Here is a 13793-nt window from a genome sequence, read left to right on the forward strand (position 1 = left end):
GGACCTTTCGTGCGGTAGACAGCGAAATCTGGCTTTAGCGTTCCATTTTGAGAACGATGATGTCAGCAAAGATTTCCTCGCTGGCAAGCCCGGCAACCGGGAAATATCCTACGAGCCCTGTCGAACCAAGGTCGTGACCGAGCGTGCTGAGTTACTGGGGTCTGTTCCTGGCGGCCTTTGGCGCCGCTACCTTGCTGCCCTTGCAGTCCGAAGCGGTGCTGGTGGGGTTGCTGCTGCACGAGCCTGATGCGCTGGTGCTGTTGCTGCTAGTGGCGACCCTGGGCAATGTGCTGGGCTCGATCGTCAACTGGCTGCTGGGACGGGCGCTCGAGCGCTGGCGCGACAAGCGCTGGTTCCCCTTTTCCGCCGCGCAACTGGCAAAGGCCCAACAGCGCTACCAGCGCTGGGGCCAATGGTCATTGCTGCTGAGCTGGATGCCAGTGATCGGCGACCCCCTGACGCTGATTGCCGGCATCATGCGCGAGCCATTCTGGCGCTTCGTGTTGCTGGTGACCCTGGCCAAGGGCGCACGCTACCTGGTGCTGGCGATGATCACCCTGGGCTGGGTGCACTACTGACGCGGCCAGATCAGCTCCTCGGTCCAGCCCAGTTCGGCGAAATCCTGTGCCCGCAGATCCGCCTCTCCCTCGCAGAAAAACTCGTCCAGTTGCGGCGGCCGCACGTCGGTCTCCGCAAGCATGGCGTGAACCTGCCCACGGTGGTGGATCTGGTGTTCGAACAAATGCGCCAGCAGACGCAGGCGCGTGTCGCGCTGGACCCGCTCCGGACGCACGATGGGCACGTAGCGCTGTAACTGGTCGTCACGTAATTGCCGGCAGTAGGCGATCAGGCGGCGATCGGTCTGCGCCTGTTCCCGTTGCAGTTGCTCGGCGTTGTCGAACGGCTCCTCGGGTTCGAAGAAGCGCCCGGCATCTGCCTGCGGGGGCTCGCCGCGCAATTCGCACTCCAGGGCCTGGAGGTAGAACCAGTCCACGGTGAGCAGGTGGTTGAGGGTGGCTTTGATCGAGGGGAAGAAACTGCAGCGCGGCGCGACGAAATCGTCGCGGCACAGCTGCAGGCAGGCTTTGTACAGGCGGTGATTGGCCCAGGCGTTGTTGTAGGCCATGGTCAGCAAGTGGTGCGACAGTGGCTCGGCCATGTGGGGATCCTCAGCAAAAGCGTTGCAGTTGCATCTCCCGCAGCCGGCTGAGTGTCCGCCGAAACGGGAACTCCAGATACCCTTGAGTGTAGAGCGCTTCCAGCGGCACCTGGGCTTCCAGATAAAGGGCCACGCGCTGGTCGTAGCATTCGTCCACGAGGGCAATGAAACGCCGAACGCCATCGTCGTGTACCGAGAGTTGCGGCAGCTCGCGATCTCCCGCCGCCACCCGCTCGGCGCCGTCTTCGGTGCCACGGGCGATCCTGCCTTCGCGCCGTGGCGCACCGAGGGCCGGCACGCCGCCCAGCAGAATGGCGTCGAAGCGCTCGCACAGGGCCATGAACTCCATCGCTGCCAGGGGCTGTTCGCACAGCTGCTGGTAGTCGCACCACAGCACCTTGTCGCTGCGCCGCACCACGTTGAGCGTGCGGTAGCCGACCTCCAGATCGGCGTCGGTGGACGGTGCGTCGCCGCTCAATTCGGCAAACACACGGGCCAGGGCACCGGGTTCGCCCACCCAGTAGCGTTGGCGTTGCCTGCCGGGGTGCAGGCGGTGGTCCTGTTCGCCGTGGACCGGCACCACGGTCATCGCCGCCTGGATCGCGGCAATCGCCGGCAGGAAGCGCTCACGGTTGAAGCCATCGGCATAGAGCTGGTCCGGCGGCTGGTTGGAGGTGGCGACCACCACCACGCCGGCATCGAACAGCACCTGGAAGAAACGGCCCAGGATGATCGCATCGCCGATATCGTTGACGAACAGCTCGTCGAAACACAGCACACGGATTTCTTCGGCCAGGGAGCGGGCCAGAGCCTGCAACGGATCGGCAGTGCCATTGAGCTGGAACAGGCGCTGGTGAAGCCAGCGCATGAAGTGATGGAAGTGCTGGCGCCGGGCGGGAACGGTCAGGCAGCGATGGAACTGGTCCATCAGCCAGGTCTTGCCACGCCCGACCGGGCCCCAGAGATAGACGCCCTGCGCAGGTTCGCCACGCTGCACGGCATCGAAGCAGGCTTGCAGGGCCTCGGCGGCCCTTTGCTGGGCGGGGTCGGCGACGAAGCCCTGCTCGCCGATGGCCTGGCGGTAAAGCGCCAGGGGAGTGATGACGCCGGGCATAGGGCCCCTCCGTGGGAAAAGGGGCACAGGGTATAACAGGGATGACCTGGTTTGCGTGGGGATTTACGGGGCGCCGCGTCACACCCGAGTTCATTGCCTGGCACAAACCTCGTGGGAGCGGCTTTCAGCCGCGATTGGGCGCGCAGCGGCCATAAAGCCTGTGTCCCGGGTGTGTCAGACTGATCGGGGACTCAGGGTCTGCGACGGTTCGGCGCCCCGACAAGCTCGCACACACAGTTGCGCTCACAAGACGCGCGGCGCGCCTGCACTCACTCCGCCAGCCCCACCTTCAACAGCTCGCCATCTTCCTCATCCGTCAGCACGTAGAGGAACCCGTCCGGTCCCACCCGAACATCGCGAATCCGTGCATTCAACTGGCCGAGCATGCGCTCTTCATGAACGATCCTGTCGCCATCGAGCTGCAGCCGGATCAGTTCCTGCGCTACCAGGGCGCCAATGAACAGGCTGTGATCCCAGGCCTTGAAGCGTTCGTTGTCGTAGAAGGCCATGCCGCTGATCGCCGGTGACTTTTCCCAGACATGGTGGGGCGACACCGTGCCCTGCACCTCCTTGCCCTTGGCCTCGGGGATCGGCAACAGGGAATAGTTGATGCCATGGGTCGCCAGTGGCCAGCCGTAGTTCTTGCCGGGTTTGGGAATGTTGATTTCGTCCCCTCCCCGCGGGCCGTGCTCATGGGTCCAGAGCTGGCCGGTCCAGGGGTTGAGCGCGGCGCCCTGCTGGTTGCGATGGCCGTAGGACCAGATCGCCGGCTGCACGTTTTTCTGCCCGACGAAGGGGTTGTCCTTGGGGATCTCGCCATCGGGCAGGATGCGCACCACTTTGCCCTGCAGCTTGTCCAGGTCCTGCGAGGTGGGGCGCTGGTTGTTTTCGCCAAGGGCGATGAACAGGTAGCCGTTGCGGTCGAACACCAGCCGCGAGCCGAAGTGGTTGCCCACAGACAGTTTCGGTTCCTGGCGGAAAATCACGCTGAAGTCCTCCAGCCGGGTCAGGTCGGCGGACAACCGCCCGCGCCCCACTGCGGTACCGGCGGTGCCGCCCTCGCCGCCGCCTTCGGCATACGACAGGTAGACCAGCCGGTCCCTGTCGAAGCCGGGCGACAGGACCACGTCCAGCAGCCCGCCCTGGCCGTTGGCCCAGACTTCCGGCACGCCGGAGAGCGGCGCACCGACCCGCCCCTCGGCACCGATCACCCGCAGGTTGCCCTGGCGCTCGGTTACCAGGATGCCCTGGGTGCCCGGCAGAAACGCCAGGGCCCAGGGGTGCTTGAGCCCTTCGGCCAGGGTGTTGACCTTGAGGGTGCCGTCTTCACTGGGGAAGGTGCGTTCAGGAACGGCCTGGGCGGCCATCGGCAAGAGGACGGCAGCGGCGAGGGCGAAGAGCCGGGAGCGTGATGTCATGCAGGATTCCTTTCGAAGGGCGATCACGGCGCACGCTGTGAGTCGCGAGGCGGACGGATGGGTTCCAGACGCGGCGTCTGTTGTTCGCGCCGCAGGTTGTCGCCGTTGCCGATACCGCGGTTGTCGAGGGTCGGCGGGCGCGGGTTGGGCGCGGTAGAAGGACCGGGCGTCGGCGGCGTGGCCGGGACCGTGCCCTGCTGGCTGTTGGGATTGGCCCGGCGGATGGGACTGTTCTGCGGATTGTCGGCATCGGCCGCCCAGGTGGGGCCACCCAGCAACAACAGCAGTACTGCACCGGTCAGCACCGGCAGGAATCGTCTGGACACAAGCACCTCCGCACATGGGCATTACCCAGCGTTGGATAGCCTACGGCCCGAGAGGTTCGAGATAAAACCCGCCCGGGCCGCGGAGGTGATTCATTTTGTTACAGGGGAAGCCCTGCCCGGGTCAGTACGCCATCGACCAGGTCAAGGTGTAGGTGCGGCCACGCCCCTGATAGTCATACAGGTACGCCGGACCGTAGGTCGGCGAGTAGAACAGGGTCGCGCGCTGGCCCCAGACGGTGCTGTACTGCTTGTCCAGCAGGTTCTGGATGCCGGCGCTGAAGGTGCCGAAGCCGGTGTCCTGGCTGCCCAGCAGGTCGAGGGTGGTGTAGCCATCGATGGTGTGGTCGGCGTCATCCTTCAGGCTGAACGCCTTGTTCGCCTGCAGGCGGGCGCTGCGACCGTCGCCCTTCCAGCCGACGAAGGCGGTGGACTTGGACAGCGAGGCGTAGCGGGCATCGCGCTTGATCCAGTCGCCGCGGGCGTCTTCTTCTTCCGAGCGCACCAGGTGCAGCGTGGTACCGGCTTCCCAACCGTTTTCGAAGTGGCGGGTCAGCGCGCCCTCGAAGCCGAAGTCGCGGCTCTTCTGGTCTTCGACGTTGATGGTCAGGGTCGCCGAGTCGGTGGTGATGATCTTGTCCGACCAGATGTAGTACACCGCTGCCTGGGCGTCCCAGTCGAGGTCGGAATAGCGCCAGCCGGTTTCCACCTGGCGGCTCTTGATCCCGGCCAGCGGGTTGTCGTCGACGCTCAGGCCGGCCTTGCCGTAGTACTTGGCAGGGTCCGGCAGGTCGAAGCCTTCGCCATAGTTGGCCCAGACCTGGTGACCGTTCTTGAAGTCGTAGATGGCGCCGATGTTGAACAGGTTGACCTGGTAGTCGTTGCTGCCGCCGGGCACGCCCTTGAAGTCGCTGACATCCACGTCCATCTGCTGGCGACGGGCGCCGCCGGACAGGGTCAGGTTGTCGGTCAGGTGCCAGTCCAGTTGCGCGTAGGCGGAAAGGCCGTCGACACGGTAGCTGGGGTAGCGCGCCGCCTTGCTCGCCTCGTTCAGGTCGAGACCGCCGCTGCTGGACGAGGTACGTGCTTCGAACGTGGTTTGCTCGGCGTTGAAGCGTTCGCGATCGATGTCCACGCCGTAGGTCAGCTTGAGGCTGTCCCACTGCTTGGCGAACAGCGCCTTGAGGCTGCTGACCTCGAAGTTCTGTTGCGAGGCGGCGAAATACACGCCTTTCGAACCCCGGGGCGTGCCGGCGTTGTAGTACGGGAACGGGTAGAAGTTGTCGTCTTCCTTGCGGTACGACGCCTGCAGGTAGAAGTCCTGGCCGAGGACGTCGGTGTGGTGGTAGTTGGCGTTGAGCAGCAGGCGCTTGGTGCGCGGCTCGAGGTCGGTGGAGTAGCCGCTGCGCAGTTCGGCGTCTTCCAGGTCCGACGGGGCGTTGTAGTTCAGGTGGGGAAAGTAGATGCCCGTGCTGCCGTGGTTGCCCGAGTCGTAGTACTGGGCCAGCAGGTCGAGGCTCTGCTGATCGTTGAACTGCATTCCCAGGCTGCCCATCAGGTCGAGAGTGCGGTTGTACTGCAGGTCGGTCTGGGTGTTGTCGATGAAGATCTGGTTGCCGGCGCCGTCGTAGAAAGCTTCGTTCTGCTCGGCGGAAACACCGAGGCGGCCATTGATGCGCTCGTTGCCGCCGCTGACGGACTGGGCGATGCGGGTCGACAGGTCATCGCTGTTGTTGAAGCCGCTGCTGGCGCCGACCTGGGTTTCGAAGCGCGCCGCGCCCGGTTCGCCCTTCTTGGTGACGATGTTGATGATGCCGCCGGTGGCTCCGCCGCCGTAGATGGCGCTGGCGCCGGAGAGCACTTCGATGCGCTGGACGTTGAACGGCGAGATGCTGTCGAACTGGCGGGACAGCCCGCGGGAGCTGTTCTGGCTGACGCCATCGATCATCACCAGCACGTTGCGCCCGCGCATGTTCTGGCCGTAGTTGGTCCGCCCCTCCGGCGCAAGGTCAAGGCCCGGTACCAGTTTGCCGATGGCCTCCTTGAGGCTCACGCCGTTGCTGATCTGCTCTTTGAGCTGCTCCTGGTCCACCACCCAGACAGTGCCGGGAATTTCGCTGATGGCCGTGCTGGTGCGCGAGGCGACACTGACCTCGATGGGCTTGAGATTGACGCTGGCCTGGGGTTCGGCCTTGCGCAGGATCACCGTACGCGCGTCACTGAACTGCCAGCTCATGCCGCTACCGGCAAGCAGTTGGTTCAGCGCCTCTTCGACGCTGAAGGCGCCGTGCAGACCGGCGCTGGACAGACCGGCGACGTCGCTGGTGGTGTACAGCAGATGCAGGTCGGCCTGGTCGGCGAACCGGGTCAGGGTCTGGTCGAGGCTCTGCGCGGGCAAGTCGAGCGTGATCTGGCGGGCCTGGGCCACGCCGGCCGGAGCCTGGGCATCGCCAGCCTGCACGGCAACGGCGCCAAACAGGCTGGCGGTAATGGCACACGCCAGCAGGGCGGGCTTGAAACAGTCGGTTGGGGTGAACGGACCTTTCACGGTTTTCTTCCAGACAGAGGGTCGTAAATGAGAATGAGTTTCTGATCAGTCCCACTACGACGATCTGGCAATGAAGAACTTGCAGCGGCGTTTTGAATTTTTTTGAAAATTTCTGCGCGGCGCCGAACCGAGGTCAGTAGAGCACGGCCAGCCAAGGCAGATAGGTGACCTTCAGCGCATAGCGCTGTTCGAGGGTGCGCAGCAGGCCATGGGGGTCGTTGAGGTCGAACACGCCGCTGACCTGCAGCGCGCCCAACTGGCTGTCGGAAATCAGGATGCGCCCATGCTGGTAACGTTCGAGCTCGGCGATCACCTCCCGCAGCGGCCGACCGTTGAAGATCAGCTTGCCGCGCTGCCAGGCGGTCTGGGCCTGAGCGTCGGGGCTGACCTGCAGCAGGCGACCGCCGACCTGCGCTTGGCCGCGGCTCACCACCACGGTGCTGGTCTCGCCCTGGCGGCGCACGCTGAACACCGCGTCGCGCCCCTGCACCGCATCGGCGCCGCTCTCGACCACGAAGGGCCGCGGATCGGCGGCGGGCTCGAACAGCGCTTCGCCGGCTTTGAGCGAAACGTTGCGGCGCTCGCCGGTGAAATTCACCGACAAGGCGCTTGCGCTATTGAGGGTGACTTTCGAGCCATCTTCCAGCGTGACGGTGCGGCGCTCGCCGGTGCTGGTGTGATAGTCGGCCAACAGTGCTGGTGCCTGCTGCCAGCCACCGTAGCCCACCAGCGCCAGCAGCAGCGAGGCAGCGATCGCCCGGCCCCAGGCGGGACGCCGCACGGGCGCTTTGGGCAACACAGCAGCGGCCTGGGTGTGGCCGAGGTCGCCCCACAGTGCTTCGGCGTCTTCGGCAGCCAGGCGGTGCTCGGCGCTCAACCCGCGCCAGCGTTGGTAGCGATCGCGGTCGGCGGCGCTGGCGTTGCCCGAATGCAACAGTACCTGCCAGTCGAGGGCATCGTCGGACAGATCGGCAATGGGCTGCGGTTCGGACATGGCGGCGTCAGTCATGGTTGTGCTTGAGCCAGTCGCGGCAATGGCGCAGGGCCTGGCCGATGTATTTTGCCACCATGCTCTCGGAAACGCCCAGCCGTTGTGCTATCTGCGCCTGGGTCAGGCCCTCGACACGGTTGAGCAGCAGGGCCTGGCGGGCATTGTCGGACAGTTGCAGCAACGCCTCATCAAGCATCTGCAGCCGCTCGCGGGCCAGCAGCGCCGCCTCCGGCGCCGGCGCGGGACAGGCCACCTGCTCCGCCGCATCGCTGTCGCCGAGGTTGCTTTCCTGGCGCTGTTCGCGGCGCAGGGTGTCGATGGCCAGGTTGCCGGCCACACGGAAAATGAAACTGCGCGGATGCTCCACCGGCAGCGCGTCCTGGTCGATCCTGACCAGCTTGAGCCAGGTTTCCTGGGCGACATCGGCCGCCCGCTGTCGATCGTTCATGCGCCGGGTCAGGAACTGCAACAGCTCATCATAGTGTTCCTGGAAACTGGCCAGCAGCCCGGACACGGGAGACGTCAGCATGGGAAGAAGGATCGCCGGTGGGAGGAATTGTCGTACGTTAATGAGAAACAGTATCTTTCAAGTCGCATCCGACTTTCAACGTTGCGATGCATTTGCCACACTCCGGGCATGTTTTCCGGAGACCGCGACCCATGATCGTCCGCACCTTGCGCAGTGCCCTCGCCGTATTGCTGATCCTGACCCTGCCCGCGTGCGCCCTGCTCCAGGGCCGCGATCCGGTGAATATCAGCGTGATCGGCATCGAGCCTCTGCCCGGCCAGGAACTGGAGCTGCGCATGGCGGTGAAACTGCGGGTACAGAACCCGAACGAGACGCCGATCGAGTACAACGGCGTCGCCTTGAATCTCGAGGTGAACGGCCAGCCGCTGGCCGCCGGGGTCAGCGACCAGCACGGCAGCATCGGACGATTCAGCGAGCAGGTGCTGGTGGTGCCAGTGAGCATCACGGCGTTTTCGGTGTTGCGCCAGGCGCTGGGCCTGAGCCGGATGAGCAGCCTCGACGGGATGCCCTACGAAGTGCGCGGCAAGCTGGCAGGTGGCGTGTTCGGCACCCAGCGCTTCAGTGACCGCGGCACCTTCGAACTGCCGCGTTAGGGTTTGCCGGCGGTGGCCGCAGCCATCAGCTTGTTGACCTCGCCCCGCACCATGTTGGCGTACTCCGGCGGCGACATGCCGTCCAGTTCGGCGCGCACCCACTCGGCCCACTTGCCCTTGCGCCGCGGCTTCTCACCGATCAGCCGGGCCGCCTCGCCCTTGGCCTTGGCCAGGTTGGTCTGCCACAGCTCGAACAGTCGCGCTTTCTCATCCTCGATCTCCGCCCGCTCGGCGAAGCTCCTGTTGGCCAGATTGAAACTCATGGGGTAATTCCTGCCGCTTGAAAATAGGCGCTATCTTACACTCTAGCCGCCGATGCCCGGCAAACCGCTGCAACTTTCCGTACAGACGGAGACTCCATTCAGTAGGTTCATCACTTACCAGAGGAAGTATTCATGGCCAGGAAAAGCACCCATTCCCTCGACACCGATCAAATCAAGGACCAGGCCTTCAGCGAACTGCAGGCCCTGATCGAAGAGTCGGAAAAGCTGCTCAACGACAGCGCGTCGCTGGTGGGAGAAGACGCCGAGACCCTGCGCGCCCAGTTGCAACTCAAGCTGCGCCAGGCCAGCCATGCCGTGGGTAGCGTGCGGGACAAGGCCAAGCCGATGGTGGAAGCGACCGAGACCTACATTGGCGGGCATCCGTGGCAGACGGTGGCGATTTCGGCGGGGTTCGGGCTGGTGGTGGGGCTGTTGCTGGGGCGCCGCTCCTGAGTTGACGGCCAGGGCCTCATCGCTGGCAAGGCCAGCTCCCACAGGTTCCATGTGATTCGGAGAACCTGTGGGAGCCGGCCTTGCCGGCGATGAGGCCCTGAGCTTCAACGCAACTGCAACGGATCCACCACCGAACAGGCAATCGCCATTCCCACCAGCTCCGGCAGGTGCTCGGCCTGCATCCGCTTCATCACCCGCGACCGGTACAGATCCACGGTCTTGACGCTGACATCCAGTTGCTCGGCGATCTCGCGGTTGGTGTAACCCTGCACCAGCGGCAGGAACACATCCTTCTCCCGTGGCGTGAGGCTGTCGATCCGCGCCTGCACCGCATCACGCTGGCGGCTGCCGACCTGGATTTTCGACGAGCGCCCCAAGGCTTCCTGCACGCTGTCCAGCAGCAACTGATCGTTGTAGGGCTTTTCGATGAAGTCGCAGGCACCGGCCTTGAACGCCCGTACAACGATGGGGACATCGGCGTGGCCACTGACGAAAATCACCGGCAGGTCGATCCCGCGAGCGCGCAGGGCCTCCTGCACACTCAGGCCGCCCATGCCGGGCATACGCACGTCGAGCAGCACGCAGGCCGGCAGGTCGCCCTCGCAGGCATCGAGAAACGCCTGGCCGCTGGTGAATGGCAACGCCTTGAGGCCGACCGATTCGAGCAGCCAGACGGTGGAGTCGAGCATGCCCTGGTCGTCGTCGACCACATAGACCTTCGGATCCTGCATCAAAATCCCCTTGTTCAAACACTTGCCGCCGGCGCCAGCCGACAGCTCAGAATCAATCCGCCACCCTCGTCCGGGCTGGCCTGCAAGGTGCCGCCGAAGCCTTCGACAATGCTGCGGCTCATGCTCAGGCCAAGCCCCAGGCCCTCCGGCTTGCTGGTGGTGAACGGGGTGAAGATCCCGTCCAGCCGCTCCAGTGCCACGCCCGGCCCCTGGTCGATCACCTGGATCAGTAGCCAGCCGCCCTCCTGCTCGCCACTGAGCACGATACGCGACGGCTGGCCGGGCTGTTTCTCGCGGTTGGCGTCGATGGCGTTGCGCAGCAGGTTGAGCAGCACTTGCTCGAGCAGCACCCGGTCGGCGTAGACCGGCGGCAGATTGTCCGCCATTCGCGGCTCGATCGTCACCTGCGCATGGCGGGCTTCCCAGGCACACAGGCGCACCGCCTCCCGCGCCACCTCGGCCACCGACAGCGCCTGCAGGCGACGCGGCTCCTTGCGCAGGAAGGCCCGCAGGCGCTTGATCACTTCGGCGGCATGGGTGGCCTGCTCGCTGATCCGTTGCAACCCCTGCGCAACCCGCCCCGCCGCCTGCGGGTCACGGTCCAGGGCGTGCAGGTAACGCTGGCTGGCGGCGGCGTAGTTGAGCACCGACGCCAGCGGCTGGTTGATTTCATGGGCGATGCCGGAGGCCAGTTCGCCCAGGGTAACCAGCCGCGCCGTATGGGCCAGCTCATCCTGGTGCCGGCGCTGCTGGGTTTCCCGCAGCTCGCGCTCGGTCATGTCCCGGGCTACCAGCGAGTAGTAGCGCTCGCCACCGGCAGCGGTGTGCGCCAGCAATACCAGCGACACCGGAAACGCCGCCCCGCCGTCATAGGGCGCCAACCGTGCTTCGCACTGCCAGACACCGTCGCGCTCGGCGCGCAGCCAGCCTTCGTCATCCAGGCGTTGCTGGGCGTCTTCATCGAGCAGCTGGCGCAGCGGCGGCACGGCCTCGACATCCACCAACCCCAATGCGCGGCGGGCCGAGCCGTTGAGGTAGGTGAGGCTGCCGTCCGGGTCGGTGAACAGCACCAGATCGGTGTTGGCCTCCACCACTTCGGCCAGGCGCCGGCGGTTTTCCTGGGCCTCGATGCGCACGCTGATGTCTCGCGACACACTGACGATTTCCACCACGGCACCGGTGTAGGTCTCGCGAATGGCCCGGCTGGAGATCTCGAACCACAGGTCGCGGCCATCCCGATGGCGGACCCGGCAGGTCATGGTCTGGTAGCCGTCCTTCTCCAGGGCATGCGAGGCTTGCTGCAGGTATTGCCGGCGGTCCTGGGGATGGAACAGCGACTGCACCGCCACCCCGCGCAGCTCTTCCGGCCAGTAGCCCAGCAAGCGGTAGGAGGCCGGCGAGGCATCGAGAAAACAGCCATCGGGGGTGTGCCGGGAGATCAGGTCGGTGGTGTTTTCGGTGATCAGCCGGTACAGGCGCCGGGCCTGGCTGGCCTCGCGCTCGGCACGGCGTTCGCTGGTAGCGTCGCGGCAACGGGCGAGCACCCGATCGTCACCGGCAGGAATGAAAGTCCAGAGCAGAATCCGCTCGCCAGCCAGGGCTTCGACATCGCTGATCGCCCGCTGCTGGCTGAGGCAGGCATTGACCAGCGCAGCATGATTGGCCGGCAGCAGCACCGCCAGACTTTGCGGCGGCCAGCCGTTGAGTTGCCTGAGCATGGCCGGATTGGCGGCGCGCAGGGTGGCACCGGCATCGAGCAGCAGACTGGGCTGCGGGTCCTTGTCGAGCAAGGCCAGGGGGATGTCGATCACAGCGATGGCTCCGGTGTTTTTATAGTATTTGTACCATATTGCTATAGTCTATCTTCCATGTACCATGGCGAACAGCGTAAAAATGCAGCACCGGAGCAGTCCCCCGTGAGACCGCTCCCAGAAACCTGATCAGAGCTAACAATCAGCCATCGGAGGTTTCAGCCTGTGCCTGGGACGGTCATGTCCGGCGCGGCTGCCTCCTGCACAGGACTCCGCTTTCATGTCGATCTTCTCCCAGGGCCTGCAGCCCGCCGCGGTCAACCACGTCGCCCTCACCCCCTTGAGCTTCATCGAACGCACTGCAGCGGTCTACGGTGACTACCCCGCCGTGATCCACGGTTCGATCCGCCGCAACTGGCGGGAAACCTACCAGCGCTCCCGGCGCCTGGCCAGCGCCCTGGCCGGACGCGGCATCGGCCAGGGCGACACCGTGGCGGTCATGCTGCCGAACATCCCGGCGATGCTCGAAGCCCACTTCGGCGTGCCGATGATCGGTGCGGTACTCAACGCCCTGAACGTGCGCCTCGACGCCGAGGCCATCGCCTTCATGCTCGAACACGGCGAAGCGAAGGTGCTGATCACCGACCGCGAGTTCCACAAGGTCATCGCCGCCGCCCTGAAACTCATGGCGCATCCGCCACTGGTCATCGACGTCGATGACCCGGAATACGGCGAAGGCGCCGCTGTCAGCGAACTGGACTACGAAGCGTTTCTCGCCGAAGGCGACCCGGAGTTCGCCTGGAGCTGGCCCGAGGACGAGTGGCAGGCGATCTCCCTCAACTACACCTCCGGCACCACCGGCAACCCCAAGGGCGTGGTCTACCATCACCGCGGCGCCTACCTCAACTCGCTGGGCAACCAGATGACCTGGGCCATGGGCAACCACCCGGTGTACCTGTGGACCCTGCCGATGTTCCACTGCAATGGCTGGTGCTACCCCTGGACCGTCACTGCCCTGGCCGGCACCCACGTCTTCCTGCGCCGGGTCGATCCGCAGAAGATCCTCACCCTGATCCGCGAGCACCAGGTCAGCCACCTGTGCGGCGCCCCCATCGTGCTCAACGCCCTGATCAACATGCCCGATTCGGCCAAGGCGGCCATCGACCATCCGGTCAATGCCATGGTCGCCGGCGCCGCGCCACCGGCCAAGGTGATCGGTGCGGTGGAAGAAATGGGCATCAAGGTCACCCACGTCTATGGCCTGACCGAGGTCTACGGCCCGGTGACCGTCTGCGCCTGGCATGCCGAATGGGATGAGAAACCGCTGCAGGAGCGGGCGCGGATCAAGTCGCGCCAGGGCGTGCGCTACGCCACCCTGGAAGGTCTGATGGTCGCCGATCCGCAGACCCTCGAACCGGTGGCCCGCGATGGCAATACCCTGGGCGAGATCTTCATGCGCGGCAACACGGTGATGAAGGGCTACCTGAAAAATCCCGAGGCGACCGCCGAAGCGTTCCGCGGCGGCTGGTTCCACACCGGCGACCTGGCGGTCTGGCACCCCGACGGCTATGTCGAGATCAAGGACCGCCTGAAGGACATCATCATTTCCGGCGGCGAGAACATCTCCACCATCGAAGTGGAAGACACCCTCTACCGTCACCCGGCCGTGCTGGAAGCTGCGGTGGTGGCCCGTCCGGACGAGAAATGGGGCGAGACGCCCTGCGCCTGGATCACCCTCAAGGCCGGTTTCGAAGACACCCGCGAGGCCGACATCATCGCCTTCTGCCGCGAGCACCTGGCCGGGTTCAAGCTGCCCAAGACCGTGGTGTTCCGCGAGTTGCCCAAGACCTCCACCGGCAAGATCCAGAAGTACCTGCTGCGTGACTGGGCCAAGGCGCTCTGATTTTCCTCCTTATCCGC

Annotated in this window: 13 protein-coding genes and 1 pseudogene; 4 read left to right on the forward strand and 10 right to left on the reverse strand. The window is 65.2% G+C overall.

Translation table 11 applies throughout. The features are described 5' to 3' along the window. Positions 1 to 143: 143 nt before the first annotated feature. A complete protein-coding gene (locus AC05QJ_RS21910; RefSeq protein WP_476743374.1) occupies positions 144 to 578 on the forward strand; it encodes a YqaA family protein in 435 nt (144 codons plus the stop codon). On the opposite strand, the gene AC05QJ_RS21915 is transcribed toward AC05QJ_RS21910, so the two are convergent. The 7 genes and pseudogenes from AC05QJ_RS21915 to AC05QJ_RS21945 form a co-directional block, all read right to left on the reverse strand. Continuing rightward, positions 572 to 1159 carry a DinB family protein gene (locus AC05QJ_RS21915; RefSeq protein ID WP_476743375.1) on the reverse strand — a complete coding sequence of 196 codons (588 nt, stop codon included), beginning with the start codon at positions 1157 to 1159 and terminating at the stop codon, positions 572 to 574. The genes AC05QJ_RS21910 and AC05QJ_RS21915 overlap by 7 nt on opposite strands. A gap of 10 nt (positions 1160 to 1169) precedes the next feature. After that, positions 1170 to 2273, reverse strand: coding sequence for a cell division protein ZapE (zapE, locus tag AC05QJ_RS21920; protein WP_476743376.1), 1104 nt, complete (start codon positions 2271 to 2273; stop codon positions 1170 to 1172). Between the two features lie 269 nt (positions 2274 to 2542). Next, the gene (locus tag AC05QJ_RS21925) at positions 2543 to 3691 is read right to left on the reverse strand and encodes a PQQ-dependent sugar dehydrogenase (RefSeq protein ID WP_476743377.1); all 1149 of its coding nucleotides are present in this window, start codon (positions 3689 to 3691) and stop codon (positions 2543 to 2545) included. 23 nt (positions 3692 to 3714) lie between these two features. Then, positions 3715 to 4002: a hypothetical protein gene (locus AC05QJ_RS21930; RefSeq protein ID WP_476747986.1), complete on the reverse strand. Its 288-nt coding sequence runs from the start codon at positions 4000 to 4002 to the stop codon at positions 3715 to 3717. A gap of 136 nt (positions 4003 to 4138) precedes the next feature. Further along, positions 4139 to 6562, reverse strand: a complete 2424-nt coding sequence (locus AC05QJ_RS21935; RefSeq protein WP_476743378.1) for a TonB-dependent receptor — start codon at positions 6560 to 6562, stop codon at positions 4139 to 4141. Positions 6563 to 6695: 133 nt separating this feature from the next. Then, positions 6696 to 7571, reverse strand: a complete 876-nt coding sequence (locus AC05QJ_RS21940) for a FecR family protein (RefSeq protein WP_476747987.1) — start codon at positions 7569 to 7571, stop codon at positions 6696 to 6698. Beyond that, a pseudogene (locus AC05QJ_RS21945) lies at positions 7572 to 8082 on the reverse strand (RNA polymerase sigma factor); the annotation flags it as partial. Positions 8083 to 8213: 131 nt separating this feature from the next. Between AC05QJ_RS21945 and AC05QJ_RS21950 the strand changes: the two are divergent. Beyond that, a complete protein-coding gene (locus AC05QJ_RS21950) occupies positions 8214 to 8675 on the forward strand; it encodes an LEA/WHy family protein (protein ID WP_476743379.1) in 462 nt (153 codons plus the stop codon). Here the strand turns inward: AC05QJ_RS21950 and AC05QJ_RS21955 are convergent. Continuing rightward, positions 8672 to 8938, reverse strand: coding sequence for a hypothetical protein (locus AC05QJ_RS21955; RefSeq protein WP_476743380.1), 267 nt, complete (start codon positions 8936 to 8938; stop codon positions 8672 to 8674). The two genes, AC05QJ_RS21950 and AC05QJ_RS21955, sit on opposite strands and share 4 nt — an antisense overlap. Positions 8939 to 9070: 132 nt before the next feature. On the opposite strand from AC05QJ_RS21955, the gene AC05QJ_RS21960 reads away from it, so the two are divergent. After that, positions 9071 to 9391 carry an ElaB/YgaM/YqjD family protein gene (locus tag AC05QJ_RS21960; RefSeq protein ID WP_476743381.1) on the forward strand — a complete coding sequence of 107 codons (321 nt, stop codon included), beginning with the start codon at positions 9071 to 9073 and terminating at the stop codon, positions 9389 to 9391. A gap of 104 nt (positions 9392 to 9495) precedes the next feature. Here AC05QJ_RS21960 and AC05QJ_RS21965 read toward each other — a convergent pair whose 3' ends face one another. After that, positions 9496 to 10122 (reverse strand): response regulator transcription factor, encoded by a 627-nt coding sequence (locus AC05QJ_RS21965; RefSeq protein WP_476743382.1) that lies wholly within the window; start codon positions 10120 to 10122, stop codon positions 9496 to 9498. 14 nt (positions 10123 to 10136) lie between these two features. Continuing rightward, positions 10137 to 11933 carry a PAS domain-containing sensor histidine kinase gene (locus AC05QJ_RS21970; protein ID WP_476743383.1) on the reverse strand — a complete coding sequence of 599 codons (1797 nt, stop codon included), beginning with the start codon at positions 11931 to 11933 and terminating at the stop codon, positions 10137 to 10139. Positions 11934 to 12153: 220 nt separating this feature from the next. Here AC05QJ_RS21970 and AC05QJ_RS21975 point away from each other — a divergent pair, with 220 nt between their 5' ends. Next, entirely contained in the window at positions 12154 to 13776 is a 1623-nt protein-coding gene (locus AC05QJ_RS21975) for an acyl-CoA synthetase (protein ID WP_476743384.1), read from the forward strand. Positions 13777 to 13793 lie beyond the last annotated feature (17 nt).

The sequence above is a fragment of the Pseudomonas sp. TUM25319 genome (assembly GCF_056388475.1).